22 protein-coding genes are annotated in these 23,742 nt (G+C 71.5%); 4 read left to right on the top strand and 18 right to left on the bottom strand.

All coding sequences use genetic code 11. The features are described 5' to 3' along the window. Nucleotides 1-70 precede the first annotated feature (70 nt). The gene (locus AB0J40_RS44640) at nucleotides 71-688 is read right to left on the bottom strand and encodes a helix-turn-helix domain-containing protein (protein WP_364466241.1); all 618 of its coding nucleotides are present in this window, start codon (nucleotides 686-688) and stop codon (nucleotides 71-73) included. A 127-nt stretch (nucleotides 689-815) separates the two neighbouring features. Here AB0J40_RS44640 and AB0J40_RS44635 point away from each other — a divergent pair, with 127 nt between their 5' ends. Then, complete coding sequence (locus AB0J40_RS44635; RefSeq protein ID WP_364466239.1) at nucleotides 816-1,550, top strand: SDR family oxidoreductase; 735 nt, start codon at nucleotides 816-818, stop codon at nucleotides 1,548-1,550. 38 nt (nucleotides 1,551-1,588) lie between these two features. Here the strand turns inward: AB0J40_RS44635 and AB0J40_RS44630 are convergent, their stop codons facing one another. The 10 genes from AB0J40_RS44630 to AB0J40_RS44585 all read right to left on the bottom strand — a co-directional run bounded on the left by AB0J40_RS44630 (nucleotide 1,589) and on the right by AB0J40_RS44585 (nucleotide 12,013). Continuing rightward, entirely contained in the window at nucleotides 1,589-2,953 is a 1,365-nt protein-coding gene (locus tag AB0J40_RS44630; RefSeq protein WP_364466237.1) for a hypothetical protein, read from the bottom strand. A gap of 12 nt (nucleotides 2,954-2,965) precedes the next feature. Continuing rightward, nucleotides 2,966-3,892 carry a hypothetical protein gene (locus AB0J40_RS44625; protein ID WP_364466235.1) on the bottom strand — a complete coding sequence of 309 codons (927 nt, stop codon included), beginning with the start codon at nucleotides 3,890-3,892 and terminating at the stop codon, nucleotides 2,966-2,968. 11 nt (nucleotides 3,893-3,903) lie between these two features. Further along, nucleotides 3,904-4,776 (bottom strand): transporter substrate-binding domain-containing protein, encoded by an 873-nt coding sequence (locus AB0J40_RS44620; protein ID WP_364466233.1) that lies wholly within the window; start codon nucleotides 4,774-4,776, stop codon nucleotides 3,904-3,906. 61 nt (nucleotides 4,777-4,837) lie between these two features. Next, the gene (locus AB0J40_RS44615; RefSeq protein WP_364466231.1) at nucleotides 4,838-6,061 is read right to left on the bottom strand and encodes a 2-hydroxyacyl-CoA dehydratase family protein; all 1,224 of its coding nucleotides are present in this window, start codon (nucleotides 6,059-6,061) and stop codon (nucleotides 4,838-4,840) included. Beyond that, the gene (locus tag AB0J40_RS44610; RefSeq protein WP_364466229.1) at nucleotides 6,058-7,074 is read right to left on the bottom strand and encodes a 2-hydroxyacyl-CoA dehydratase family protein; all 1,017 of its coding nucleotides are present in this window, start codon (nucleotides 7,072-7,074) and stop codon (nucleotides 6,058-6,060) included. The genes AB0J40_RS44615 and AB0J40_RS44610 overlap by 4 nt, the downstream gene beginning before the upstream one ends. Further along, the gene (locus tag AB0J40_RS44605) at nucleotides 7,071-8,309 is read right to left on the bottom strand and encodes a CoA transferase (RefSeq protein WP_364466227.1); all 1,239 of its coding nucleotides are present in this window, start codon (nucleotides 8,307-8,309) and stop codon (nucleotides 7,071-7,073) included. The genes AB0J40_RS44610 and AB0J40_RS44605 overlap by 4 nt, the downstream gene beginning before the upstream one ends. Then, on the bottom strand, nucleotides 8,306-9,445 hold the full coding sequence (locus AB0J40_RS44600) for a CapA family protein (RefSeq protein WP_364466225.1): 1,140 nt from the start codon (nucleotides 9,443-9,445) through the stop codon (nucleotides 8,306-8,308). Before AB0J40_RS44600 ends, AB0J40_RS44605 begins: the two co-directional genes overlap by 4 nt. After that, nucleotides 9,442-10,227: an amino acid ABC transporter ATP-binding protein gene (locus AB0J40_RS44595; RefSeq protein WP_364466223.1), complete on the bottom strand. Its 786-nt coding sequence runs from the start codon at nucleotides 10,225-10,227 to the stop codon at nucleotides 9,442-9,444. The genes AB0J40_RS44600 and AB0J40_RS44595 overlap by 4 nt, the downstream gene beginning before the upstream one ends. Next, nucleotides 10,224-11,099: an amino acid ABC transporter permease gene (locus AB0J40_RS44590; protein WP_364466222.1), complete on the bottom strand. Its 876-nt coding sequence runs from the start codon at nucleotides 11,097-11,099 to the stop codon at nucleotides 10,224-10,226. The genes AB0J40_RS44595 and AB0J40_RS44590 overlap by 4 nt, the downstream gene beginning before the upstream one ends. Beyond that, nucleotides 11,096-12,013 carry a transporter substrate-binding domain-containing protein gene (locus AB0J40_RS44585; protein ID WP_364466220.1) on the bottom strand — a complete coding sequence of 306 codons (918 nt, stop codon included), beginning with the start codon at nucleotides 12,011-12,013 and terminating at the stop codon, nucleotides 11,096-11,098. Before AB0J40_RS44585 ends, AB0J40_RS44590 begins: the two co-directional genes overlap by 4 nt. Before the next feature lie 119 nt (nucleotides 12,014-12,132). On the opposite strand from AB0J40_RS44585, the gene AB0J40_RS44580 reads away from it, so the two are divergent. Beyond that, nucleotides 12,133-13,146, top strand: coding sequence for a PaaX family transcriptional regulator C-terminal domain-containing protein (locus AB0J40_RS44580; RefSeq protein WP_364466218.1), 1,014 nt, complete (start codon nucleotides 12,133-12,135; stop codon nucleotides 13,144-13,146). Nucleotides 13,147-13,194: 48 nt separating this feature from the next. On the opposite strand, the gene AB0J40_RS44575 is transcribed toward AB0J40_RS44580, so the two are convergent. Next, on the bottom strand, nucleotides 13,195-13,782 hold the full coding sequence (locus tag AB0J40_RS44575; RefSeq protein ID WP_364466216.1) for a TetR/AcrR family transcriptional regulator: 588 nt from the start codon (nucleotides 13,780-13,782) through the stop codon (nucleotides 13,195-13,197). A gap of 81 nt (nucleotides 13,783-13,863) precedes the next feature. On the opposite strand from AB0J40_RS44575, the gene AB0J40_RS44570 reads away from it, so the two are divergent. Further along, nucleotides 13,864-14,754, top strand: a complete 891-nt coding sequence (locus tag AB0J40_RS44570) for an SDR family NAD(P)-dependent oxidoreductase (protein ID WP_364466214.1) — start codon at nucleotides 13,864-13,866, stop codon at nucleotides 14,752-14,754. A 73-nt stretch (nucleotides 14,755-14,827) separates the two neighbouring features. Here AB0J40_RS44570 and AB0J40_RS44565 read toward each other — a convergent pair whose 3' ends face one another. From AB0J40_RS44565 to AB0J40_RS44550, 4 genes are all read right to left on the bottom strand, one after another. After that, nucleotides 14,828-17,140 (bottom strand): beta-L-arabinofuranosidase domain-containing protein, encoded by a 2,313-nt coding sequence (locus tag AB0J40_RS44565; protein WP_364466212.1) that lies wholly within the window; start codon nucleotides 17,138-17,140, stop codon nucleotides 14,828-14,830. 45 nt (nucleotides 17,141-17,185) lie between these two features. Beyond that, nucleotides 17,186-18,745: an alpha-L-arabinofuranosidase B gene (locus AB0J40_RS44560; RefSeq protein ID WP_364466210.1), complete on the bottom strand. Its 1,560-nt coding sequence runs from the start codon at nucleotides 18,743-18,745 to the stop codon at nucleotides 17,186-17,188. A gap of 244 nt (nucleotides 18,746-18,989) precedes the next feature. Then, nucleotides 18,990-19,853 (bottom strand): alpha/beta hydrolase-fold protein, encoded by an 864-nt coding sequence (locus AB0J40_RS44555; protein WP_364466208.1) that lies wholly within the window; start codon nucleotides 19,851-19,853, stop codon nucleotides 18,990-18,992. After that, nucleotides 19,850-21,076, bottom strand: a complete 1,227-nt coding sequence (locus AB0J40_RS44550) for an amidohydrolase family protein (protein ID WP_364466206.1) — start codon at nucleotides 21,074-21,076, stop codon at nucleotides 19,850-19,852. Before AB0J40_RS44550 ends, AB0J40_RS44555 begins: the two co-directional genes overlap by 4 nt. An 82-nt stretch (nucleotides 21,077-21,158) precedes the next feature. Between AB0J40_RS44550 and AB0J40_RS44545 the strand changes: the two genes are divergently transcribed. After that, nucleotides 21,159-21,722, top strand: coding sequence for a TetR/AcrR family transcriptional regulator (locus tag AB0J40_RS44545; protein WP_364466204.1), 564 nt, complete (start codon nucleotides 21,159-21,161; stop codon nucleotides 21,720-21,722). Nucleotides 21,723-21,728: 6 nt separating this feature from the next. On the opposite strand, the gene AB0J40_RS44540 is transcribed toward AB0J40_RS44545, so the two are convergent. Next, nucleotides 21,729-23,147: an NAD(P)/FAD-dependent oxidoreductase gene (locus AB0J40_RS44540; protein WP_364466203.1), complete on the bottom strand. Its 1,419-nt coding sequence runs from the start codon at nucleotides 23,145-23,147 to the stop codon at nucleotides 21,729-21,731. Nucleotide 23,148: 1 nt separating this feature from the next. Next, the gene (locus AB0J40_RS44535) at nucleotides 23,149-23,712 is read right to left on the bottom strand and encodes a hypothetical protein (protein WP_364466201.1); all 564 of its coding nucleotides are present in this window, start codon (nucleotides 23,710-23,712) and stop codon (nucleotides 23,149-23,151) included. Nucleotides 23,713-23,742 lie beyond the last annotated feature (30 nt).

The following is a 23,742-nucleotide window of genomic DNA, read 5'->3' as shown; positions in this document are numbered from 1 at the left end:
TAGCACAAGCAAGCCACTCCCTGAGCCGCCTCACGGCCGAACCATGGGCGGCCTGGAGCGGGCGAGCTGTCTACTGCGCGATCGCGATCCCGCGGTCATCGCCGGGCTGAGCCGACGACGCCGGGATGGCGTTGTCGATGAGGACGGCGGCGATCGCGGCGGCGGCAGGGAAGCAGTCGCTGTCGAGAACCCGGGTGCGAGCGGAGGCGCCGTCGATCAGCAGCGCCAGCTGTTCGCCCAGTTGTTCGGGGTCGGTGGCGCCTGCTTCGCGGGCGGTTTCGGCGAGCCGCGCGGCGATGGCCTTCTTGTAGTCGCGTGCGCACTCGGACGCCGGGTGGTGGGGGTCGTGGAGTTCGACGGCCGCCCCGATGTACGGGCACAGGGGGGTGGACGCCGGCACCTCGAAGGCGGCGAGCAGGCGCTCGCGAGGCGTGCGGTCGGTGCGGTCGAACACCCCCGGCAAGACGTCGGGATCGAAGCGGCGCAGGTACTCGGCGACCAGTTCGTCCTTGCCGGCGAAGTGCTGGTAAACCGTGTGCTTCGAGACCTGGGCCGCCGCGCAGAGCTGGTCCATGCCGGTGCGGTTGATGCCCTGTTCGCGGAACAGCCGCTGTGCCGCGCCGAGGATCCGCTCGCGCGCGCCCCGGCCCCGGCGGCGGCCTTGCGGCCCCTTCTCCAACTCCGTCATGCCTCCAGCATAACCGCGTCGAGTACTGATCGGTGTACATAACTTGCCCACCCGGCCGGCCGTCCGCTACGTTAACCAAACAGGTCGGTACACATAACGAGCCGGCAGGCAACTCGGAGGAGTGATCGTGGGAAAGCTCGACGGCAAGGTCGCGGTGATCACCGGCGGATCGACCGGCATGGCACTGGCCGGCGCCAAACTGTTCGTGGCCGAGGGAGCGCACGTCTTCATCCAGGCCCGGCGGCAGGACGCGCTGGACGACGCGGTCAAGCTGATCGGCCGGAACGTGACCGCCGTGCGGGGCGACGCGGCCGAACTGGCCGACCTCGACCGCCTGTACGACACGGTCAAGCGGGAGAAAGGCTCGATCGACGTGCTGTGGGCCAGCGCCGGAATGGGCGAACCGGCCCAGCTCGGCGAGATCACCGAAGAACAGTTCGACCGCGCCTTCTCGCTCAACGCCCGCGGCACGCTGTTCACCGTCCAGAAGGCACTGCCGCTGCTCAACGACGGCGCCTCGGTCTTCATGACCGGCTCCAACGCCTCACTCGGGGCCTTCCCCGGTTGGAGTCTCTACGCCGGAAGCAAAGCCGTGCAGCAGGCCTGGGCCCGGGTGTGGCTCAACGAGCTGAAGGACCGCAGGATCCGGGTGAACGTCCTGACCCCCGGCCAGGTCGCCACGGCCAAGCAGGAAGAACTGTTCGACGAAGCCACCAAAGCCGCGTTCGAATCCCTGATCCCGCGGGGAAGGATGGGCCGCCCGGAGGAGATCGCCACGGTCGCGCTGTTCCTCGCCTCCGACGACTCCAGCTACGTCAACGGCCTGGAACTGGTCACCGACGGCGGCACCACGGCCATCTGAGCCACACCACGCAGGTACACCTCGGACGGCGGGGTCGCTCACCCGCCGACCGCGGGGTACATCCGGTTGAACCGCGGCGGCATGTAAGGCAGGTAACGTCCCGGCACGCCGTCCGCGGCCATCGCCAGCCCGTTCATCGTGCGGGGTGCGGTGTCCGGCCAGTGGCCGGTCCGCAGGCGGGTCAGCATCCGGTCGATCGCCGCCTGCTGTTCGCCCGTTGTGTACGTGCAGTGCCCTGCCGTCTGTACGTACGTCTGCCGGAGCAGCGAACCGTTCCCCGCGCGGTCGACCAACGTTCCGTACGACTGCTGCTGGGCGACCGTCGAGATCTGGTCGCCGGTGCCGTTGACCGTGAGCACCGGGATCCGCAAGCTGCCGGTGAACACGATGCCCCGCGCGAGGTAGCGGACGGCGGCGGGATCGGCGGACACGCGCCGCTCCGCGGCGAGCCTGCCGAGGTCGGCGCTCAGGTCGAGCCCGGCCCGCGCGTACAGCCGGCGGACGGCGTTCTGCTGCTCCGGCGCGGCCAGCGCGAGCTGGCGCGCGTAGTCGACCCCGGTGTTCCACGACGGGTTCCCGCCCGCCAGCTGCTCGATCGCGCGGCGGCTGCTGACCGCCTGCCCGAGGTACGGCAGCGGGCCGCCCGCGAGCGCCAGGAACATTCCGCGCTCGATGCCGTCGGCGTCGCGGCCGTCGGGGACCGGGGTCGTCGTGCCGTCGGCGGCCAAGCCCCAGCCCGGCACCTGGCCGATCGCCGCCGCGAGCGCGGTCCGCGCCCGGCCCGCGGCGGTGGACTGCGCCGCCGTCATCGCCGAAACCCACTGCTGCTGGAGGCCGGGGACGTCGGCGGGGATGCCGGTCACCGGCAGGGTGGTGTCGCGCAACAGCAACGTCTTGAGCGTGAACACGGTGTCCAGCTTCTGGTTCCACTGCCCCACCGCGCCGCCCAGGCCGCCGCACATCGGGACGGCCGCGGCGAAGCGGTCCGGGTGCACTTGCGCGACCCCGGCGGCGACCATGCCGCCCATCGAACGGCCCTCGGCGATCGCGTACCGCGCCCGGCCGAACCGGGCTTCGAACCGGCCGAGCGCCTCGGCCTGGTTGTCGATGGCGCGCGCGATGTTCCAGCCGGTGACCGTGCGCGTGGTGCCGCCGACCGCGTAGCCGCGCGCCAGCAGGCTCGCGGTGAGGGGGCTCGTCAGCCCGCCCGCCGCGAAGTCGAGGTCCACCAGCACGGCACCGTTCCACCCGGACGGTTTGGCGAACGCGTACGGCGTGCCGTCGGCCAGTTGCCCGTCAACGCAGGCCGCCGCCGGACACGGCTCGCCGGCCGCCGCCGCGGTCGCCGGCAGGCCCGTGAAGAGGACCGCGACCGCGGCCAGTGCGGTGATCCTGATACGCATTCTTCGCTCCTGTCAGAAGTTCTTGGCGGCGACGGTCCAGCCCGGCGTGGTGCACAGACCGCAGCCCGCGCCGAGGAAGTAGGCACGCGCGGCGCGGTTGCCGTTGAGGGTGAAGTCGAACCAGCCGACGAGCACCCGCACCGCCTCTTCGCGGACGCTCGGGTCGGGGTTGCCGTCGCGCTGGCCGTAGACGAACCCGGTGTGGCCGGCGGCGGGATTGGTGACGCGGACGGCGGGGACGGTGACGAGGTCGTAGTTGGCCCCGCTGTTGGGGTAGGCGACGTCGGCGGGACCGCCGTCGGCGAACAGGACCGGGGTGTGCAGCTTCCGCAGGTTCTCCCGGCCGTAGCCGAGGGTGCCGTCGGCGAAGAACCCGCTGTCGAGCGAAAGCACCGACTTCACCCGCGGGTCCGCCCCGGCGACCAGCGCTTCGATGCCGCCGCAGGAGTGACCGGCGACGCCGATCCGGTGGGTGTCGAGCTTGGTCCGCAACGCGCTGTCCCGGCGGTCGTTCTCCCGTTCCGCCCAGGTGATCGCGTCGAGGAGCACCGCCGGTTCCGGGCTGCCGTTCTCGGTCAGGGCGGGTTCGTCGAACCCGCCGACGGCGACCACGACGAACCCGTGCGCGGCGACCAGCGTCTCCAGGGTGAGCAGCTCGTCGTTGCTCGTGTGCCGGCACGCGCCGTTGCCGAACACCACGACCGGCAGGCGCCCCCGCACCCGGTCCAGGTCCGCGGGCCGGTAGACGGTGTACTCGGCGGCGTAGTCCCCCGTCCGGGCACCGGGTTCGCGGACCACCGGGTGGAACACCGCGGCCGCGGGCGGCGCCGGGGCGGCCGCGACGTCCGCGTCCGACGAGCCGGGCACCGTCGCGGCGGTGACCGCGACGAGCGCGGTCGCGGCGGCGACCAGGGCGGGCTTGAGCCAGGTTCGTGCCATCGAAAGTCCTTTCACCGTGGGGTGGCCGCGTTGAAGACCGGCTTCGGCACCGAGACCTGGTTGAGCCCCCAGCGGGACATGATCCCGACGTACGTGCCGTCCTCGAAGAGCTCTTCGAACACCTTCTGCAGCACCGGGCCCAGCCCGGACGACTTGGGGGCGTACAACGCCAGGTCGTCCTTGGTCGCCCCTTGCGCTTCGGTCTGGGTGACGTACTTGTTCCCGCCCTGCCGCTGCGTGACGTCGATCGCCGCGGCCTCGGTCATGCCCGCGGCGTCCGCGCGGCCCGAGCGGGTGGCCAGCAGCGTGGCGTTCGTGTCGGCGAGGCCGACGGTCTGCGTCGCCTTGCGCTTGCTGTCGGTGCAGAACCGCGACAGCTTGTTCAGCTGCTCTTCGACGACGCTCGCGGTCACCACCGCGATGCGCTTGCCGCAGAGGTCTTCGACCCGCGCGATCCCGGCCGTCGAGTCCGCGGGGAACACGTAGGCGGTGCGGGTGGTCATCCAGGTGATCGTGTCGAACTGCCGCTCGCGTTCGGCGGTCGCCTTGACCGGGCCGTTGAACGCGTCGTACCGGTTGGCCTGCATGCCCTGCAGCGCGGCCGGGAGCCCGGCGACGACGACGGTCCGGGTGCGGACGCCGAGCACCTGGCCGATCGCGGCCTGGAAGTCGGCGTCGATCCCGGTGACCGTGCCGTCCGGCGCGATCGTGCGGTACGGGGGGTGGGAGTCGCCGGCGAACCGGATTTCGCCGGCGTCCTTGATCGCCCGCGGCAGCGCGTCGTGCAGCGCCTGCACCACCGGGAGGTTCGTCCCGGTGGCCAGGCCGGGGGAATCGGCGCCGACCGTGCACCCGGTGGCGGTCAGCCCGAGGGCGGCGGTCACGAGGAGCGCACTTCGGCTTCGTCGGCGAAGTGGGGATCTCATCGAGGTCCTTTCCGGACGGTCAAAGCAATCCGTCGAGCCACGCGGTCATCCGCGCGTCCAGGTCGCCGCCCGTGCGGGCGTCCACGTTGTCGGCGTGCAGTTCGAGCACCGGGATGCCCGCCGCGCGCAGGGCGCGGGTGGTGAAGTAGCTGCCACGGGCGTCGTCGGAAACGAGGTGCACCACGCCGTGCACGCCGTGGTGCCGGGCTTCCTTGACGTACCACTCCGCCGACCACGGCGGGGTGTAGAGCTGGTCGCCGAAGGCGGCGAAGCGGGCGGCCAGCGCGCGCAGCGGGTCGTCGCCGTACCGCAGGTAGCCGTCCGCGGCGATCGCCAGGTACATCGACCACACGAACACCGCGCCGTGCGACTCCTGGAACCGCCGGTAGAACCCGAGGTCGAACCACAGCCCGCGGCCGATCCACATCAGCCGCAGCCGCTCGTCCGGGCACACCGCGACGCCGGCGTCGATCCGGTCGCGCACCTCGTCGTGGAACGCCCGCGCGGCGTCGCGCGCCCATTCGGTGCCGCGGTGCCACTGCGGCACCATGACGCTCGGGATGCCGTCGGTGACGGCGATCGGGCACGGCCGGGCGGCCGCGATCAGGTCGCGGGTGCGGCGGTTCCACTCCTGCTGCTCGTTGACCAGGTCCAGGACTTCGCGGAACCGCGTCTCGGAGAACACCCGGCCGGTGGTCTGCTCGAGGAACCGGATGAGCCCGGTCAGCTCGCCGGTCAGCAGGTCGAGGCGGTCGCTGCCGATCGCCTCTTCCCAGCGGTGCGGCATCAGCTCCCACCACCGCTCCGGGACGGCGTTCTCCGCCGCGCTTTCCAGCGGGTAGTAGGTGACGCCGGGCTGGGCGTCCCAGACGTCGAAGATCTTGCGGGCCGCGTCGCCGGTGGTCTCGCCGAGCACGATCGACGGCGTCGGCAGCCCGCCCCACGGTGCCTGGGCGGGATCGTCCTCGAACGCCGACGCCAGCGAGGTGGCGCTGTACTGCTCGACGTAGTCGGGGTAACCGCGGTCGCGCAGCAGGCCGAGGTAGCGCTGGGTCTGCCGTTTCGCCGCGACGATCGAGGCCCACCACTGGTTGACCACATACGGGATGCCCATCGCGCGGAAGATCTCCTGCGGCGCGTCCGCGTTGACCAGCGCCAGCGGGCCGCCCTCGGCGCGCACCCCGGCGAACCACTCGCGCTGGTAGGCGGTCGCGGTCGTCGCGGACGCCAGCCGTTCCGTCATCGCGCGACCCCGATCGGGAGGAGCGCTTCCAGGACGTCGCCGGTCAGTTCGCCGTACGGCTGGCGTTCCGCCAGGACCGCCCGCAAGCCGGTGGCGGCCCGCTGCTCCGGGAAGTCCCACGGCGGCGCGTCGTCGTGGACCCGGGCGTACGACAGCAGGACCTCCGCACCGCACGCGCGGGCGGCCGCGGCGGTGTGGGCGGCGCGCTGCCGGATCGACGCACGCGGCGCGGCCGGGCCGTTGTACTGGTACCGCTCGGCCAGCGCGAGTTCCGTCGGGGCCGCGCAGGTCCGCGCGAACAGCAGCTCGCCCCAGTCGTGGTCCTCCCCCACGACGAGAAAACCGTTGTGCTCCAACGTTTCGTAGACGCCCGGGCCGTCGTGGGAACTCCCGGTGAGAAACAGCCGCGTGCCTTCGGTCTCGCGCGGGCCGGCGGACACGCCGTCGACGAGCGCGATGGCGTCGGTGACCGGCAGCCTGGTGGTCTCGGCGACGATCCCGAGGAACCGCGTGCCGCTCAGCCGGTTCGCCCGGCGGAGGCCGGCGAGCCGCCCGAGCGACCGCCGCAGGGTGTCGTGCGCGGTGATGGCCGCGGCGAGGTCGTCGTCGCCGATCGGGTGCCAACGGCCCAGCCACTCGCGCAGCTGGGCGATCTTCGCGTGGACGTACCGGGTGGTCGTGTGGTGCGGCAGGTGCAGGACGTCGACCAGGCGGACCGGCGGCAAGCCCAGCGCCGGCTCGACCCGGTGCAGCTCCCGCAGGGCGTAGAACAGCCGCAAGGACGCTTCGCAGTCGCGAGAGACCACGATCGCTTCGAGCGGCCCGTAGTCGCCGGTGAGGATCCGCGTCAGGATCGACCGGGCGACCGGGTCCACCCCGCCGCCGAGGTAGCGGTCGCCGAGCGCGTGGTCCACGCCCGGCTTCCCCGCCAGCCGCAGCGGCAGCAGGCCCGCCGCGGTGATCAGCTCGACCGGGACGTCCGCGCCGACGTACCCGACGACCGGGGCGCTCAAATCACCGCCTCCGACACCAGCTCCGCCAGCTGCTCTTCGGTGTAGCCGAGCAGTTCGCGGTAGACGTGCTCGTTGTGCTCCCCCAGCCCCGGCGCGGGCCGGTCGAGGGCGACGCGGGCGGCGGAGAACCGGATCGGCACGCCGGTCCCGGCCAGGTCGGCGACGTCCCCGTGCCGCGGGTGCCGCAGCGGCACGACTTCCTCACGCGCCAGTACCAGCGGGTCCCGCACCGCGTCACGCGGTTCGCGGACCTCGGCCGCGGGGACGCCTTCGGCGGTGAACGCCGCGAGGATCTCGGCGAGCGGCCGCACCCGGCACCACTCGCGGATGAGCCCGTGCAGCTCGTCGGCCGCGCGGACGCGCTGGTCCCGTGTCCGGTAACGGTCGTCCTCGGCCAGCTCCGGCCGCCCGATCGCGCGCAGGACGCCGTGGGCGAACGCGTCGGTCGGCGCGCAGAGGGCGACGAAACCGTCGAGGGCGGGCAGGATGCCGAACGGCGCCAGCCGGGGCACCATCGACCCGGTGCGCTGCGGCAGGCCGACCGCGTCGAAGGCGTCGAAGGGCTCGCAGGCGACCAGTGAGGTCAGCGCGCCGAGCATCGAGACGTCGACGTGCTGGCCTTCGCCGGTGTGTTCGGCCTGCAGCAGCGCGGAAACCGTGCCGACCACGGCGAACAGCGGGGCCAGCAGGTCGCCGATCGGCAGCCCGAACCGGACCGGGCCCTCGTCCGGCTCGCCGGCGGTCATCATCACGCCGCTCAGCGCCTGGATGATCGAGTCCATCGCCTTGCCCGACCCCGGCCCGCCCTGGGCGCCGAACCCGCTGATGGACGTGTAGACCAGCCGCGGGTTGATCTCCTTGACGCGCTCGTAGGAGATACCGAGCCGGTCCGTCACGCCCGGGCTGTAGTTCTCGACCAGTACGTCGGCGTCGCGGACGAGGTCGGTGAACACCGCGCGGGAGCGCGGGTTCTTCAGGTCGAGCGTGACACTGAGCTTGTTGCGGCCGCGCAGCAACATCGACACCGAGAGGTCGTCGTCGTGCCGCCGGGCGAGGTTCAGCCCGTCGCGGCCGACGTACGGCGCGTTGTTGCGCGAGGAATCCCCGCCCGTGGCGGGGTTTTCGACCTTGATCACGGTGGCCCCCAGCCCGGCGAGCAGCAGCGTCGCGTACGGGCCGGCGAGCGCGGTGGTCAGGTCGATGACGGTGCGGCCGGCCAGTGGCTGGTCGGTCATGCGGGAACCCCTTCGGTGAGATCGACGAGCACTTCGGTGCCGCGGGTGGTGAACCGGCCGTTGAGCCGGGCCCCGCGGGTGATGTCCTCGACGTACTTCGTCACGGCTTCGCCTTCCGGCGTCCCGCCGACCGGCACCGGACGTCCCCGGTCGTCGATCCAGCACGGGACGAAGCCGGCTTCGCGCAATCCGGTTTCGTCGAAGCGGCAGAACGCGATGGCGGTGTTGCGGCTTTCGGGGTGGAACGGGAAGAACGGCATGTCCGGGTCCGGCGCGAAGCCGTACAGCTTCGTCCGCCGCTCGGCCCACGCGCGCAGTTCGTCGGCGCCCACGCCCGCCCCCGGGGTGAGGGCGTGGGTGACGGTGGCGAAGTTGCCGAGGCCGTGGAAGATCGGCCGTCCTCTGTGGACTTCGATGCCGCGCATGATGTGCGGGTGGTGGGAGAACACCGCGTCCGCCCCGGCGTCGACCGCCGCACGGGCGACCGGGCTCTCGTACATCGCGACCTCGACCGGGGTGTGGCCGACGCCCTTGTGCAGCGACACGAGCACGACATCGGCCTCGGCCCGCAGGCCGCGCACGTCGTCGGCCATCGCTTCCAGGCTGTCCGGGTCGGCGAAGGTGTAGATCTTCGGCGGGCCGCCCGGGCTCGCGTGGTCCAGCTCGTAGTGGGTCAGCACGTGGACGTACGCGCAGCCGGGTTTGCGTGAAGTCGCCCAGGACTCGCGGGGGCCGACGCAGTTGTACGACAGCACGCCGATGCGCAGGCCACCCCGTTCGACGATCGCCGGACGCCGCGCCTGCGCGAGGTCCGGCCCGGCACCGGTGGTCAGCAGGCCCGCCGCGCGGGAGTAGGCGATGGTGTCGGCCAGTCCCCCGTCGCCGGCGTCCATGACGTGGTTGCCCGCCAGGGTGACCACGTCGAACCCGGCCTCGGCCACCGCTTTCAGCGCCGCGGGGTCCGCGGGCGGCGCCGGGACATCGGTGCTCTGCTGGACCGCCGTGGTCGAGTGCGGGACCTCGACGTGGCCGATCGCCAGGTCCATCCCCTTGAGCACCGGCGCGGCCGGGGCGAGGAAGAACTCCGGGTCGGGTTCGTCCAGGATGAGGTCGCCGACGGCGCCGACAGTGATCACGAGACACCCTCCTTTTCGGACAGATGACGGGACAGGAAGGCGCGCAGCCGGTCGGTCCGCGGCCGGGTGAACAGCTCGGCGGGCGGCCCCTCCTCGACGATCCGGCCCGCCTCCATGAACACGCACCGGTCGGCGACCTCGCGAGCGAAGGTCATTTCGTGGGTGACCACCACCATCGTGGTGCCCGCCGCGGCGAGGGTGCGCAGCACGGCCAGCACTTCGTCGACCAGCTCGGGGTCGAGGGCGCTGGTCGGCTCGTCGAACAGCATGATCCGCGGCCGGACCAGGACGGCCCTGGCGATGGCGACCCGCTGCTGCTGCCCGCCCGACAGCTGGCGCGGGTAGTGGTCCTCCCGGCCGGCCAGGCCGATGCGCTCGAGCAGGTCCCGCGCCTCCCGCTCCACAGTGGACCGGTCACGGCCGTGGACGCGGATCGCCGCGTCGGTCACGTTGCGCAGCACGGTGAACTGCGGGAACAGGTTGAACTGCTGGAAGACCATGCTCATCCGGCGCCGCTGGGCGGCGATCCGCCGCTCGGTCAGCGGCCGCAGCCCGCCCGGCGAGCGGCGGTGCCCCAGCAGCTCGCCGTCGAGGTACATCGCGCCGCCGTCGATGGGTTCGAGCTGGTGGGCGCACCGGACGAGGGTCGACTTGCCCGACCCGGACGGCCCGATCACCACGACCGCCTCGCCTTCGTGGACGTCGAGGCTCACCCCGGCCAGCGCGGTCACCGCGCCGAACTCCTTGCGGACGTCGCTCATCCGCAGCACCGGCGCGCTCATCGGGCACTCCGGTGGCCGCGCGAGAACCGGCGTTCCAGCCGGCGTTGCCCGGCCGTCAGGACCGTGACCACGACGAGGTACCAGAAGCAGGCGACCAGCAGCATCGGCACGATCTCGTAGGTGCGGTTGTAGATGACCTGCACCGAGTGCAGCAGGTCCGACATCGCGATGACCGACACGAGCGCGGTGCCCTTCAGCACGTTGATGAACTGGCTGCCCGCGGGCGGGATGATCACCCGCATCGCCTGCGGCAGCACGATCCGCACCAGCGTCTGGCCCGGCGGGTAGCCCATCGCGCGGGCCGCGTCGCGCTGCCCGGGATCGACCGACGACACCCCGGCGCGGAAGATCTCCGCCAGGTAGGCCGATTCCACGAGCGACAGGCCGATCACCGCGGCGGTCAGCGGCGTGATGACGCTGTTGGCGTCCCACGTCCCGAACATCGGGCCGAACGGGATGCCGAGCGAGAGCTTCGGCAGCAGGTAGGCGAGGTTGAACCAGAAGATCAGCTGCACCAGCGGCGGGATCCCGCGGAACAGGCCCACCCACAGCGTCGCCACCCACCGGGCGGGCCCGAACCCGCTCAGCTGCATCGCCGCGACCACCCCGCCGGCGAGCGACCCGAGCACCATCGCCGCGACCGCGAGCAGCACCGTGGTGCCCAGGCCGGCCAGGACGCTCTTTTCGAACAGGTACTTCGCGACGACGTCCCACTGGAACCGGGAGTTGCCGACCAGGAAGACGACCAGCTGCGCGGCCAGCAGCACCAGCACGAGCACGAACAACCAGCGCAGCGGGCGGAACCGGCCGCGGGCGCGGGCGACGTCCTCGTGGACCGCCGCCGGTTCCTCCACAGTGGACACGGCGGTCATTTCGCGGACGCCGCGTCGAAGACGGGCGCCGGGACCGTGACGTCCTGCAGACCCCACTGCTTCATGATCCGCGCGTAGGTGCCGTTGCGGAACAGCTCCTCGAACGCCTTCTGCAGGACGGGCCCGAGCTTGCCGGCCTTCGGGGTGTAGAGCGCGAGGTTGTCCTTCGTGGCGCCCTGTTCCTCGGTCTGCGTCACGTATCCGTACTGCCCCTTCTGCTGGGTGGTCACGTCGATCGCGGCGGCCTGGGTCATGCCGGCGGCCTCGGCTCGGCCGGACTTGGCGGCCAGCAGGGTGGCGTTCGTGTCGTCGAGCCCGACCACCTGCACCGCCGGGCGCTGCTGCTTTTCGCAGAACGCGGACAGCTTGGCGAGCTGCTCTTCGACGACGCTGGCGGTGACCACCGCGACGCGCTTGCCGCACAGGTCGTCCGCCTGCTTGATCCCGGCGGCGGAACCTTCCGGGATCACGTAGGAGGTGCGGGTCGTCATCCACGTGACGGTGTCGAACTGCTTCTCGCGCTCGGCGGTGGCCTTGACCGGCCCGTTGAAGGCGTCGTAGCGGCCGCTGAGCATGCCCTGCAGCGCGGCAGGCAGCCCGCTGACGATGGTGGTCTCCGTGCGCACGCCCAGAAGCTGGCCGAGCGCCTGCTGGAAGTCGTGGTCGATGCCGGTGACGGTCCTGCCGTCCGGGCCGACGGTGCGGTACGGCGGGTGCGAGTCCCCGGCGAACCGGAGGACACCCGAATCCTTGACCGCCTGCGGCAGCTGGTCGTGCAGGGCCTGGTCGGTCGTGAGAGCCGCGGCCGTGGGGGCGGAAGCGGCGCCGTCGTCGACCGTGCACCCGGCCAGCGCGAGTCCCGCGGCGACCGCGGCGAGCGTGCTTCGACGCCATTGACGAAGTGAGGAACCCATGTCGATTACTTCCTGCGGAAGGCGATAGGTTGCTAAGTGGATGCCGATCGTCGCATGATGTGTCGCGTGATTCAACCCCTCGATGCGGACGGCCGGACCGCACTGACACCATGGAGACCATGGACACCCGCAGTGGGCGCGCGATGACGGCGACACCCTCGGGCCCGCTTCCCCGCGCCCAACAGGGAGCCGAACCGCAGCTGCTGCTGACGTCCCTGCTCGGCGACTTCTGGTACTGGCGCGACGAACACATCCCCTCGGCCGCGCTGGTCGAACTGCTCGGCGAGTTCGACATCAGCCCGGCGAGCGCGCGGGCGGCCATCCGCCGGCTGGCCGCCCGCGGCCTGCTCACCGTGTCGCGCAACGGGCGGACGACGGCGTACGGCATCCCCGCCCGCACGTCCGAGGTGATCATCGAGCGCACGCACCGGATGTTGACCTTCGGCACGACCGCGCCCGAGTGGGACGGGCAGTGGACGGTGGTGACCTTTTCGGTGCCGGAGCAGGATCGCGGGCTGCGCACCGCGCTGCGGTCGCGGTTGCGGGTCCTGCGGTTCGCGGCGCTCTACGACGGCGTGTGGATCAGCCCGCACGACCTCACCGGCCCGGCGCTCGCGGCCCTCGACGAGCTCGGCCTCCGCAGCGCGACGGTCTTCCGCGCCACCGAGGTCCCCGGCCCGGCCGCGGCGGTCACGGCGTTCGACCTCGACCCGCTGGCCCGGGAGTACGAGCAGTTCGTCGAGCGCTACGAGCAGGTGCTCACCGGCCTGGACGCCGGCCTGATCAGCCCGGCGCAGGCGCTGCGCACCCGCACCGAGCTGCGCGTGGACTGGCGCCGGTTCCCGGAGACCGACCCCGACCTGCCCGCGGACCTGCTGCCCGCCGACTGGGCGCGCGACCGGGCCCAGAAGGTGTTCCTCCAGATCTACGACCGGCTCGGCCCGCTCGCGGAGCTCCGGTTCCGCCAGGTGCTGGCCGCGACGGACCCCGCACTGGCCGAGTTCGCCTCACACCACGACTCCGTCAAGGTCGCCGAGTTGTTCGCCGGCCTCGGCGACCGCCACCCGGCGGGCGACACGCCGTTCGAGCAGGCAGCCGAAGCCCGCCGCCTGGACGACGCGCGCCGCCGGTGAAGGACGGCACTTCCCGGGTCGCCCGCACGGACAAGTGGGCTCCGGCCGCTACTTCGGCACAGCCTCGCCGGCGATCATGGCGACCAGCGTGTCGACGAGCTCTTCGGCGGTGACGGTGCCCCACTTCTCGTTGGGCAGCTGGCCGCCCACCTCCATGCCGGCGATCCCGTTCGCCGTGCTGATCAGCAGGGCGCCGTACCGCTGGGCGTCCCGCTCGCCGACGAGGTCGGCGACGATCGCGAGGAACTCGGTCTGGCTGTGCTCGGCCGCACGGGCCAGCGCCGTCGGGTCGCCCGGCGGATTGCCGAACATCAGCTTGTAGAGGTGCGGCTGGGAGCGGCCGATGCCGATGAGCGCGATGATCCCGGTGCGCAGCTTCTCCCCGGCGGACAAGCCCCGATCCGCGCGCAGCGCCGCCATCCGCGCACCGAGCCGCTCCCACGCCCGCACGCCGATCGCGATCAGCAGGCTCTCCTTGTCCGGGAAGTGGCGATAGGGCGCCCCTCGGGTGACGCCGGCCTGCGCGCCGACCGCGCGGAGCGTCACCGCTTCGAGGCCACCGCGGTCGAGCAGGTCGGCCGCGGCGTCGAGCAGGGCCCGGCGGGTAGCGGCGGCGGAGGCGGCGCGGCTGGTCATCCCCAGATCGTAGCGAAGCAGCGATGACACAGTCATCCGAGACAGTTGACAATGTCACCTCAACGCGGCAGGCTCGTTGAGGTGACAAAGTCATCCGAAAGTCCGGAACTCGTCGTCGTGACCGGGGCATCGACCGGGATGGGCGCGGCCACCGCGCGGGAACTGGCCCGCCGCGGCTTCCACGTCCTCGCCGGCGTGCGCCGCGAAGCCGATGGCAAGGCCCTCCTCGCCGACGGCATCGAGCCGGTCATCCTCGACATCACCAACCAGAGCCACATCGCGGCGCTGGTGGCACGCATCGACGGCGACCCGCGGCAGCGGGCGTTGCGAGCACTGGTCAACAACGCCGGCCTCCCCTGCGCCGGTCCGGTCGAGGTGGTGGCTCTCGACGAATGGCGGCGGCTGTTCGAGGTGAACGTCTTCGGCCACGTCGCGCTCACCCAGGCCCTGCTCCCCGCGCTGGTGCGCAGCAAAGGCCGCATCGTCAACATCAGCTCGCTGAACGGCAAGGTCTCCATGGCCGGCTACGGCGCGTACGCGAGCAGCAAGTTCGCCCTGGAAGCGGTGAGCGACGCCCTGCGCAACGAACTGGCTCCCCACGGCGTGCGGGTGGTGGTCGTGGAACCGGGCGGGGTCAAGACCGAAATGGCCGGCCTCGGCTTGACGAGCCTGAGCCGCCTCAGCGCCCGGATGACCCCGGAGCAGACCACGCGTTACGGCGCCTTGACGCAGGCGCTGCCCGCCCACGTCGCCGCGTTCACCGAAGCCGGCGTGACCGCCGACATCGCCGCTCGGACGATCGCCAAAGCGGCGACCGACCGCAGGCCACGAACGCGCTACACCATCGGCGCCATGACGGCCTTTCTCATCCGCGCCGCCCGCTTCCTCCCCGACCGGGTGCTCGACCGGATGACGAATTCCGATCTGCGCAAGTACTACCCGGCTGGATCCGCGGTGGCGCGTCCCGCTTGACCGCGGTTCACGCCCGGATGCGGCGGCGACCGATCTCGGTGCGGCGGCCCGGCACCGAGATCGGTCCCCGCCCTCAGCCGGTGCGGACGATGCGCCACCGGTTGGCGGCGGCACCGTTGTCGGGGCCCTGGACCGCGAACGCACCGGCCGCGGTCGAGCCGTTCGCCACGGTCAGCAGCTTGCCGCTGTTGACGTTGCGGATCTTCGCCGTTCCGTCACCCTGGTCGACGACCGTCCAGCGGTGGTCGGCCGTGCCGTTGTCCGACCACTGCAGGACCTGCGCGCCGTCCGTTGTGGACATGTCCTGGACGCCGAGGACCTTGCCGCTGTTGGCGTTGCGGAACCGGACCGCCGTACCGTCGGTGATCATCTCCCAGTTGTGGTCCGCGGTGCCGTTGTCGGTCCACTGCAGCGCGCGGCCGCCGTCGGCGGTCGACATGTTCTCGATCCCCAGCAGCAGCCCGCTTCCCGCGTTGACCAGGTGGTACGCCGGCCCGCCGGTGTTCCAGTACGCCGTGTAGTTGAAGCCCTGTGCGTCGTAGAACGGCACCAGGCCCACCGTCGCGCCGTTCGCCTTGGCGCTGAAGGACAACGTGCTGCTGCTGGTCCGGGTGATCGAACTCGGGTCGAGCGTGGGCAGCCCGGTCAGCGTGCTGTTCCCGTAGTTGCCGGCCAGGACGACCGGCCCGTAGGTGACCGCCGCGACGTTCGCGTTGTCGTTGGCCGGCCGCAGGACGACCTTCATCGGCAGCCGGACGGTGACGGTGTCGCCGGTGGCCCACGCGCGGGTCACGGTGGCGTAGCTGCCGGGGGTGGTGGCGATGTTCTGGGCCACGCCGTTGACGGCGATGGTCGCCCCGCTCGTCCAGCTCGGGATGCGGATGCGCACGTCCCACGTCCCGCCGACGTTCCCGGTGACCTGCAGCGTGGTCGTGTCGCCGGCCGGGAAGGACGTCGTCTGGGTGACGGTGATGCCGCGCTCGGTCCAGGTGAGCACCGAAGGCAGGAACTGGTTGACGATCAGCGTCGTGCCGGTGCGGAAGTAGATCGAATCGGCGAGCTTGGTCTGGGTCTCCAGCCCGGTGCCCTGGCAGCACCAGAACGAGCCGTAGTCGGTGCTCCACGTGCCGCCGCCCCACGCCGGGCCGAGGCCGCGGCGGCCGCCGGGGTTGAGCGAGCTGAAGTAGGTGACGTGCCCGTGGCTGTCGGCCGGGTTCTGCTGGCCGATCATCTGGTTGAGCAGCGCCCGCTCGTAGTAGTCGGCGAGGTCGGCGCGGTCCGGGTAGAGCGTGATCAGTTCCCGGGTCAGCTTGAGCATGTTGTAGGTGTTGCAGCTTTCGCACGTGTCCTGGTTCAGGTACGCGGCGATGGCGTTGGGGGCGCGGAAGTGCTCGGCCTGGCTGTTGCCGCCGATGGCGTAGGTGTGCGCGCCGACGGTGATGTTCCAGGCGTTGGTGGCGATGTCCCGGTAGCGGGTCGTGCCCGTGGCCTGGTACTCCCGCGCGGCACCGATCCACTTCGGGACCTGGGTGTTGGCGTGCAACCCGTTGAGCTGGTCGCGCCCGGCCGCCAGCGGGTCGAACACGGCGGCGTGGTCGAACCGCTGGGCGACGGCCAGCCACCGCGTGTCGCCGGTCTCCTGGGCGAGGTCGGTCAGCACGGCGTTCATGCCGCCGAACTCGGTGCCCAGCACCGACTGCATCTGGCTGTAGCCGAGCCGGCCGGTCCGCCGGTCGACCCACGCCGCCAGGTTCAGCAGCACGTCGCGGGCCTGGGTACTGCCGACGTACCGCCACACGTCGAGCAGGCCGGCCATGGTCTTGTGGACGCAGTAGTAGGGCACGTTGCCGTTCGACAGGCGGCCGGCCTCGAGGTTGTCGAAGTCGGCTTCGGGAAAGCCGGACAGGTACCCGGCGGCGAACCCGGCCGCGGTGTTGTTGGCTTGGCACTTGGCCAGCTCGGCGACCAGGTAGGTGGCCTTGTCCCGGCAGGTGGTGCCACCGGCGACCGCCCACAGCTGCGCCCACGCCGTCAGGAAGTGGCCCTGCACGTGGCTGCGGAACGGGAAGTCCGGCGCGTCCCAGCCCCCGTTGCTCGCGGCACCGTTGGTGGAGAGCCGGTGGTTGGCCCGGAAGACGTAGAGCAGCCGGTCGGCGTCGACGAACCGCAGGTAGTTCTGCGTCCGGTTCTGGTTGTCCAGCCACCGGCTCGCGGTGAGCCGTACCTGGCCGAGGGCGAACGGCGAGGCGGCCACGCCGGCCGCCAGCGGCGCCGGACCGGTTGCGGCGTCGGCGAACACTCCGCCGAGGGCCGGTCCGGCGGTGGAAGCGAGAGCGGTGGCACCGACGGCGCGCAGCCACTGCCGCCGGGTGTAGGAAGCGGTCACCGAAGTTCTCCGTTCAGCGGGGACGTGGTCGGAAGAGTCACTTCGTCAGCTCCACGGAGTCGCCGTGAGCCAGCTGGTGTCCTGGGCCCACGACGTGGTGGCGTCCCAGGCGTTCGTGCCGCCGTTGCCGGCCAGGTAGCCGGCGTAGCCGTAGTGGCGGATGTACTTCGCCGGGTAGTTGACGGACTGGAACGAGCGGCCGGTGCCGCTGTTGCCCGCGGTGGGGCAGAACGTCGCGTCCTGCGCGAACGTGCTGCCGCCGTCGTCGATGTCCAGCTGCAGCCGGAAGGCGTAGTGGCGCAAGTAGCGGCCGCGTGCGTTGGCGGACTCGAACGTCAGGCAGGAGCTGTTGGCCAGCCCGGCCCGGACGATCCAGGTCGCGTCGGCCTTGGTGGTGGCCGAACTGGCGGAATCGACGGCGGAGATGACGACCTTGTTGTCGGCGTCGTTGTGGCGCAGGTAGTCGGAGGTGCAGCACGCGGTGGTGGCCTGCAGGGAGACCCGGGCGCCCGGGGTGAGGGTCCCGCTGCCGGTCGGGGCGTCGCTGTAGCCGGCCGCGCCGATGTTGGCCTGGACCGCGTTCTCCGTCGCGTCCGAGGGATAACCGGACGTCATGACACCTTCGTAGAAGGTTCCGGTGGCGCCGTTGCTGTTGTCGCCGCCGATGCCGAGGATGATCGCGCCCTGCTTCTTCATCGGGTTGTAGCCGGAGACGTTCGGCCGGACGCCACTGTAGTAAGTGGACAGACCGCCCGCCCGGGCGTCGCCGCCGCGGATGGCCCACTGGTTCGGGCCGCCCTTGACCACGGCGGTCTGGAACCGGTTGGCGACGGTCGGGTCGCCCGCGTTGTAGTGCTGGTTCACGCCGGAGAACAAGCCGTTCTCCAGGTCGGCCATGACCCACGGGCCGGGTCCGGCGCCGTAGCCCCAGCCCTTGTTGTTGCCGAAGTAGACGGCTTCCATGGTGCCGTTGCCGTCGTCGTTGCCGGTGGTTTCGGCGTTCCCGTAGTCGAAGCAGCAGCCGCCGTTGTAGTGCGTGCCGTCGAGGACCGCGTACATCCCTTCCGGTTGGTCGCCGGTGGCGATGCCCGAGGTGTGGTTGTTGCGGTAGCCGGTACCGGGAGCCACGTAGACGCCGTACGCCTTGTGCCCCGCGACGGTGACCGGCGCCTCGAAGGCGTTGGCGAGGTTGTCGTTCCCGCCGGCCGCCGGTCCGGGCCAGTAGCCCCGCAGCGCCCGGGTGAGGTGGTTGCCTTTGCCCGATTCGTCATAGATGACGGTGATGACGCAGCTGGTGTTGGCGCAGAAGGAGTCCTGCGTGGCGGCGTTGGCGTAGCCGCCGGCGCTCAGCACGCCGATGTCCCTGGTAGCACCGTCGGAGGCGCGCTGGACCTGGTAGAGCGGGCCGTTGTAGGCGGCGTACAGGGCACGGGTGGTGCTGTGCGCGGCGACGCACGGGGTGCCGCCCGAGGCGTAGATGTCGCAGGGCCCCTGCGCGGCGGCTTGCGAGGCGCCGCCGGAGGCGACGAGACCGGCGGAGACGAGCGCCACCACGGAGGCGGCCGCGGTCAGCCATCGGCGAAAGGGTTGCAGCGCAGGCACCATGAACTCCTTTGTTCATCGATACGGAAACAAACGCGCCGCCCGGCCGTGTTTTCGGTGCGTCGAATAGCGCCGATGCCCCCCGTCGTCGGAGTTCATCGGGCTTGATGTTAGCGCTAACAGTTCTGGCCGGTTCGTTCGTGCTCGGGCGTTCGGATTGGGTTATCACTATCGACGAACGGCAGGCCGCCGTCAAGACGTCGATCCGTCAACGGTACGAACAGAGCAGCCGGCCACCCGACCCCGGTCACCGCGAATGGCACGTCTTCAAGTAGCTCAGAAACGACGCCTGCAACCCGGTGAGGTGCGTCTCGCGCAACATCGCACTCGAGACGTCCCCCGCCCGACCCTTGCCGTGCAACTGCTCCACCACCGCAAGGGCGTTGCGGGCCACGCCCCGATAGAGCGGGACGGCACCCAGCAACTCGGCCTCGTTCAACGTCACGTGCAGCCGGCGCGCACCCAAGCCGGCCGCCGGCAGGGCGTCGACCAAGCCGAAGATCCGGCTGTCCGCCACCACGACACCCGGACTGCCCGCACCGAAGGTCGCGAACGGAGCCGCCTCGCGCAGCCACGCGTAGAGGGTGAAAAGACCTCCGTAGGAGTAACCGAACAGGCCGTGCCCGGAGTCGCTGACCCGCAGCCGCGACCGCAGGTGCGGGTGGAGCTCGTCGGTCAGGAAGCCGAGGAAGACGTCCGCGTGGGTGTCCGCCAGCTCGGCGAGGTAGGCGTCCATGTGCTCCTGGGTCATCGAACCCGCGTCGCGCGCCGCCGCCAGGACCGCCACCATCTCCTCGCCGACGGGTTCGCCCGGTGGCACCAGATCGCGGTTGCGGAGCCGTGTCCAGTCCGCGGCCTCCGCACCGGCGTAGCCGACGGTCACCTGGATGTACGGCGCGATCGTCAGGTACGGGTCCGCCTGGGTGACGATGAGCGGCGCGGTGAGGCCGACCGTCCAGTTGCCGTCCAGCACGTAGATCAGCGGCAGCGGGTCGCTGGAGTCCGCGTAGCCGGGAGGTGTGGTGACCCAGACGCCGTAGCGGTGTCCTGATCGCGCCGTGAGTTCGAAGTACTCCGTGTCCGCGAAGCAGCCGTGCAGCAGTGCGCTCATCGAGTCTTCCCTTTCACCACGCGGCCGTCCTTCACGACGAGAGCGGCCAGCTCCGGAGCTGCGAACACCTTCGCGTCTTGCAGCGGATCCCGTTGCCAGGCAACCAGATCGGCCCGCATGCCGACGCGGACCAGCCCGACGCTGCCGCCCAACCCGAGGATGTCGGCGTTGACGCTGGTCGCCGACACGAGCGCCTGCATGGGTGACTCCAGCTCGGCGCGCAGGCGCAGCTCCTCGCCCCGGCGCCGCTGGTGCGGCCCGATGAGGTCCGAGCCCAGGCCGATTCGCAGCCCCACGGCCCGGGAGACTTCGAGAGCCGAGGCCATGCGCCGGCGGACCCCGGCGGCGCGGTCCCGCGCCGCCGGGTCCAGGTCCATGCTCTCGGTGTCGCTCAGCTGCTCGACCACGGCGAAGGTCGGTACCAGCGCCACGTCGTGCTCCCGCATCAGCCGGGCCGTCGGCTCGTCGATGCCGGTGCCGTGCTCGACGCACCGGACGCCGGCCCGTACCGCGTTGCGGATGCCCGCGTTGTTGTGCGCGTGCACCGTGACGTACGTGCCCCGCGCGGCCGCTTCTTCCACCGCCACGGCGATCTCTTCGGTCGTGAACTGGGTGTCGGCCAGGCGGTCGTGTCCCCCGACGACCCCGCCGGTGACGCACAGCTTGAGGAACGTCGCACCGCGGCGGAACGACTCGCGGACGTTGCGCCGCAGCTCGTCGGCGTTGGCCGACATCAGCGACAGGGCGCAGAGCCCGGGGATGTGGTGGCTGTTCCACAGCTCCGTCGGTTCCCACGCAGCCCCGTAGTAGCCGTGCCCGCCGGTCTGGCACTGCACGGGACCGCAGGACAGGACCCGCGGTCCCCGCACCTTGCCGCTCGCGATGACGTCGACGACGCCGGCGTCGATGCCGCCGGTGTCGCGCACCGTCGTGAACCCCGCGTCGAGGGCGTGTCCCGCGGTGGCGAAGATGTCGGCCGCGAGTTCGGCGGCCGAGAGCTGGAACCCGAACTGCGCCCGGACCGGGCTCGACAGTCCCAAGTGGACGTGCGCGTCGATCAGTCCCGGGGTCAGGAGCATGCCGTCGAGGTCGACCGTCGTCGCGCCCGCCGGCGCCCGGCCGAGCGCGGTGATGGTGCCGTCGCGCACGCACACGTCGGCCGCGGCCGGGTCGGCACCCGAGCCGTCCGCGACCACGCCGCCGGCGAACCACACGTCGGTCACCGCGCCTCCCCGAACTAAACAGTGGTGAATTCGATGTGCGGTAACGTACTAAACAGTGGTGAACTCGTCAAGGGAGGCAAGCGTGCGATCGCCGGTCGGGGAAGGACGGGAGCGCCTGTTGCAGGCCTTGTTCGACGAGTTCGGCGAGGGCGGCCCCGGGCCGAACCTGTCGATGCGCCAGGTGGCGGAGCGGCTCGGCGTGCACCACACGCTGCTGACCTACCACTTCGGCTCCCGCCCGGGGCTGCTGGCCGCCGTGCTTTCGGAAGCACGCCGCCGCGACAACCGGGTCATCGCCGCGGCCGGCCACGAGCCCGGGTTCGCCACCCTGTGCCGGGCCATCTGGACCTTTTACGCGAACGCCGCGCACGAAGACCGGATCCGGGCCTTCTTCCGCCTGGCCGGGCTCGCGGTCTACGAGCCCGAGGCGTTCCAGGAGTTCGTCGCCGGCCTCGACGACCTGACGCGCCTGCTCGAAGCAGCGGCTGTTCGCGACGGGCTCGAGGCCGCGGAGGCGAAGCGGCGCAGCGTCATCGCCACCGCGTGTCTGCGAGGACTCCTGCTGCAGCGGTTGCTGACGCCGGCCGCCGAGGTCGACGCCGCCGCCGAGCACTTCATCACCTCGTTGGCGGCGCCTCCCGGGTGAAACCGGTCAGCGGCCGTAGGCTTCGAGCAGCCGCAGCCACACCTCGCTGACGGTGGGGAACGCCGGGACCGCGTGCCACAACCGGTCCAGCGGCACCTCTCCGGCCACCGCGATCGTCGCCGCGTGGATCAGCTCCGCCACGTCCGGGCCGACGAGGGTGAAGCCGGCGAGCACCTTGCGGTCCTCGTCGACGACCATCCGGGCGTGCCCCCGGTAGCCCTCGGCGTGCAGGGCGGACCCGGCGGTGGCGGCCAGGTCGTAGTCCACGACGCGGACCCGCAGCCCGGCGGCCTCGGCGGCGGCCGCGGTGAGGCCGACCGAGGCGACCTCCGGCTCGGTGAAGACGACCTGCGGAACCGCGCGCTCGTCGGCGGTGGCCGCGTGCCTGCCCCACTCACCGTCGTCGACGGGTTCGCCCTTCGCGCGCGCCACGATGACGTCTCCGACGGCGCGGGCCTGGTACTTGCCCTGGTGCGTAAGGAGAACACGCCGGTTGACGTCGCCGGCGGCGTACAGCCAGCCGCCCGCCACGCCGTCGACGCGCAGCGTGCCGTCGACCGTGAGCCAGGCACCCGGCTGCAGGCCGACGTTGTCCAGCCCGAGGTCCTGGGTGTTCGGCGTGCGGCCGATCGCGACGAGCAGTTCGTCGGCTTCGATCTGCTCGCCGTCGGTGAGCGTGATGGACACCGTACCGTCGTCGTTGCGCTTGACCGACCCGGCTTCGGCGCCGATGCGGACCGAAACCCCCTTGTCCTGCAACGACGCCGCCACCTGCTCGCCGACGAACGGCTCGTGAAGGTGCAGCACGCCGTCGCGGGCCAGCACCGTCACCGACGACCCCAGGTCGCTGAACGCCGTCGCCATCTCCGAAGCCACCACCCCGCCGCCGATGACGGCCAGCCGGGCCGGAACCTCCTTCGCCGCAACGGTTTCGCGGCTCGTCCACGGCTTGGCGTCCCGAAGGCCTTCGATGTCCGGGACGAGCGCACCGCTGCCGGTGGCCACGACGACCGCGTGCCGCGCGGTCAACGTCGTCGTGGTGCCGTCGGCGCCGGTCACCTCGACGACCCGGGCACCGGCGAGCCGGCCGTGCCCGCGCAACAGCGGAACGCCGACCGAGTCCAACCAGGACACCTGGCCCTCGTCGTTCCAGTTCGAGGCGAACGAGTCGCGCCGGCGCAGCACCGCGGCCACGTCCAGCTCACCGGTCACCGCTTCCCGCGCGCCGGGTACCTGCCGGGCCGCGCGGAGCGCCGCACCACTGCGCAGCAACGCCTTCGTCGGCATGCACGCCCAGTACGAGCACTCGCCACCGACCAGCTCCCGCTCCACGATCGCGGCGGTGAGCCCGCCCCGCACGACGCGGTCGGCCACGTTCTCCCCGACCGGGCCGGCCCCGATGACGACGACGTCGTAGGTGGTCACGTCAGTTCCCCTTGGCGGCGCGGCCGAGCCGGATCGCCGAGACGAGGAAGAAGATGCCACCGAGCACCGCGTAACCGGCCACACTGGACAGTGCCGGGTTCGCCGCGGAGGCGCTGATCACGAAGTTGGCCCCGGCCAGCACGGAGATGCCGCCGCTGAGGATCATCGGCCACTGACCGCCCATCTTGCGGCGGCTGACGGCGACGACCAGCTGGACCAGCCCGGCGACGATCGCCCAGGCACCCCACACCCGCAACACCGCCGGGATACCCGACGCGGCCGCGACCCCGATGCCGATCGTGGCCAGCAGGCTGATCGCCATGTTCACGTACAACCCGGTGACCGACCCGGCACCCTTGGCCGAGCGAGCGTCCACAATGGCCGCTCCTACGTCGAACAGCGGGTACACGACCACGAGAACCGCGCCGGCCGCACCCAAGCCCGACTTCGTCGTCAGGAACACCAGGACCGCCCACACGACGGCGAACGCGAACCGCACGAAATACAACCGGCGCAGCGCCGGGGCGAGCCCACCGACGGTGGGCGAGTCGACTGTAGTCACCATGATCCCCTTCGAAAGGTATACCGAACGTTC

The sequence above is a fragment of the Amycolatopsis sp. NPDC049691 genome, from assembly GCF_040675005.1.
Taxonomy (GTDB): Bacteria; Actinomycetota; Actinomycetes; order Mycobacteriales; family Pseudonocardiaceae; genus Amycolatopsis.
The sequence above is the reverse complement of the archived record's forward strand: the minus strand, read 5'-3'. Positions and strand labels throughout refer to the sequence as shown.

What these genes read in the sequence shown, in the direction of transcription:
- AB0J40_RS44625 (WP_364466235.1), bottom strand. Translation starts at nt 3,892, where the DNA reads ATGGCACGAACCTGGCTCAAGCCCGCCCTGGTCGCCGCCGCGACCGCG.
- AB0J40_RS44590 (WP_364466222.1), bottom strand. Translation starts at nt 11,099, where the DNA reads ATGACCGCCGTGTCCACTGTGGAGGAACCGGCGGCGGTCCACGAGGAC.
- AB0J40_RS44605 (WP_364466227.1), bottom strand. Translation starts at nt 8,309, where the DNA reads ATGACCGACCAGCCACTGGCCGGCCGCACCGTCATCGACCTGACCACC.
- AB0J40_RS44585 (WP_364466220.1), bottom strand. Translation starts at nt 12,013, where the DNA reads ATGGGTTCCTCACTTCGTCAATGGCGTCGAAGCACGCTCGCCGCGGTC.
- AB0J40_RS44580 (WP_364466218.1), top strand. Translation starts at nt 12,133, where the DNA reads ATGGACACCCGCAGTGGGCGCGCGATGACGGCGACACCCTCGGGCCCG.
- AB0J40_RS44535 (WP_364466201.1), bottom strand. Translation starts at nt 23,712, where the DNA reads ATGGTGACTACAGTCGACTCGCCCACCGTCGGTGGGCTCGCCCCGGCG.
- AB0J40_RS44595 (WP_364466223.1), bottom strand. Translation starts at nt 10,227, where the DNA reads ATGAGCGCGCCGGTGCTGCGGATGAGCGACGTCCGCAAGGAGTTCGGC.
- AB0J40_RS44615 (WP_364466231.1), bottom strand. Translation starts at nt 6,061, where the DNA reads ATGACGGAACGGCTGGCGTCCGCGACGACCGCGACCGCCTACCAGCGC.
- AB0J40_RS44640 (WP_364466241.1), bottom strand. Translation starts at nt 688, where the DNA reads ATGACGGAGTTGGAGAAGGGGCCGCAAGGCCGCCGCCGGGGCCGGGGC.
- AB0J40_RS44575 (WP_364466216.1), bottom strand. Translation starts at nt 13,782, where the DNA reads ATGACCAGCCGCGCCGCCTCCGCCGCCGCTACCCGCCGGGCCCTGCTC.
- AB0J40_RS44555 (WP_364466208.1), bottom strand. Translation starts at nt 19,853, where the DNA reads ATGAGCGCACTGCTGCACGGCTGCTTCGCGGACACGGAGTACTTCGAA.
- AB0J40_RS44560 (WP_364466210.1), bottom strand. Translation starts at nt 18,745, where the DNA reads ATGGTGCCTGCGCTGCAACCCTTTCGCCGATGGCTGACCGCGGCCGCC.
- AB0J40_RS44630 (WP_364466237.1), bottom strand. Translation starts at nt 2,953, where the DNA reads ATGCGTATCAGGATCACCGCACTGGCCGCGGTCGCGGTCCTCTTCACG.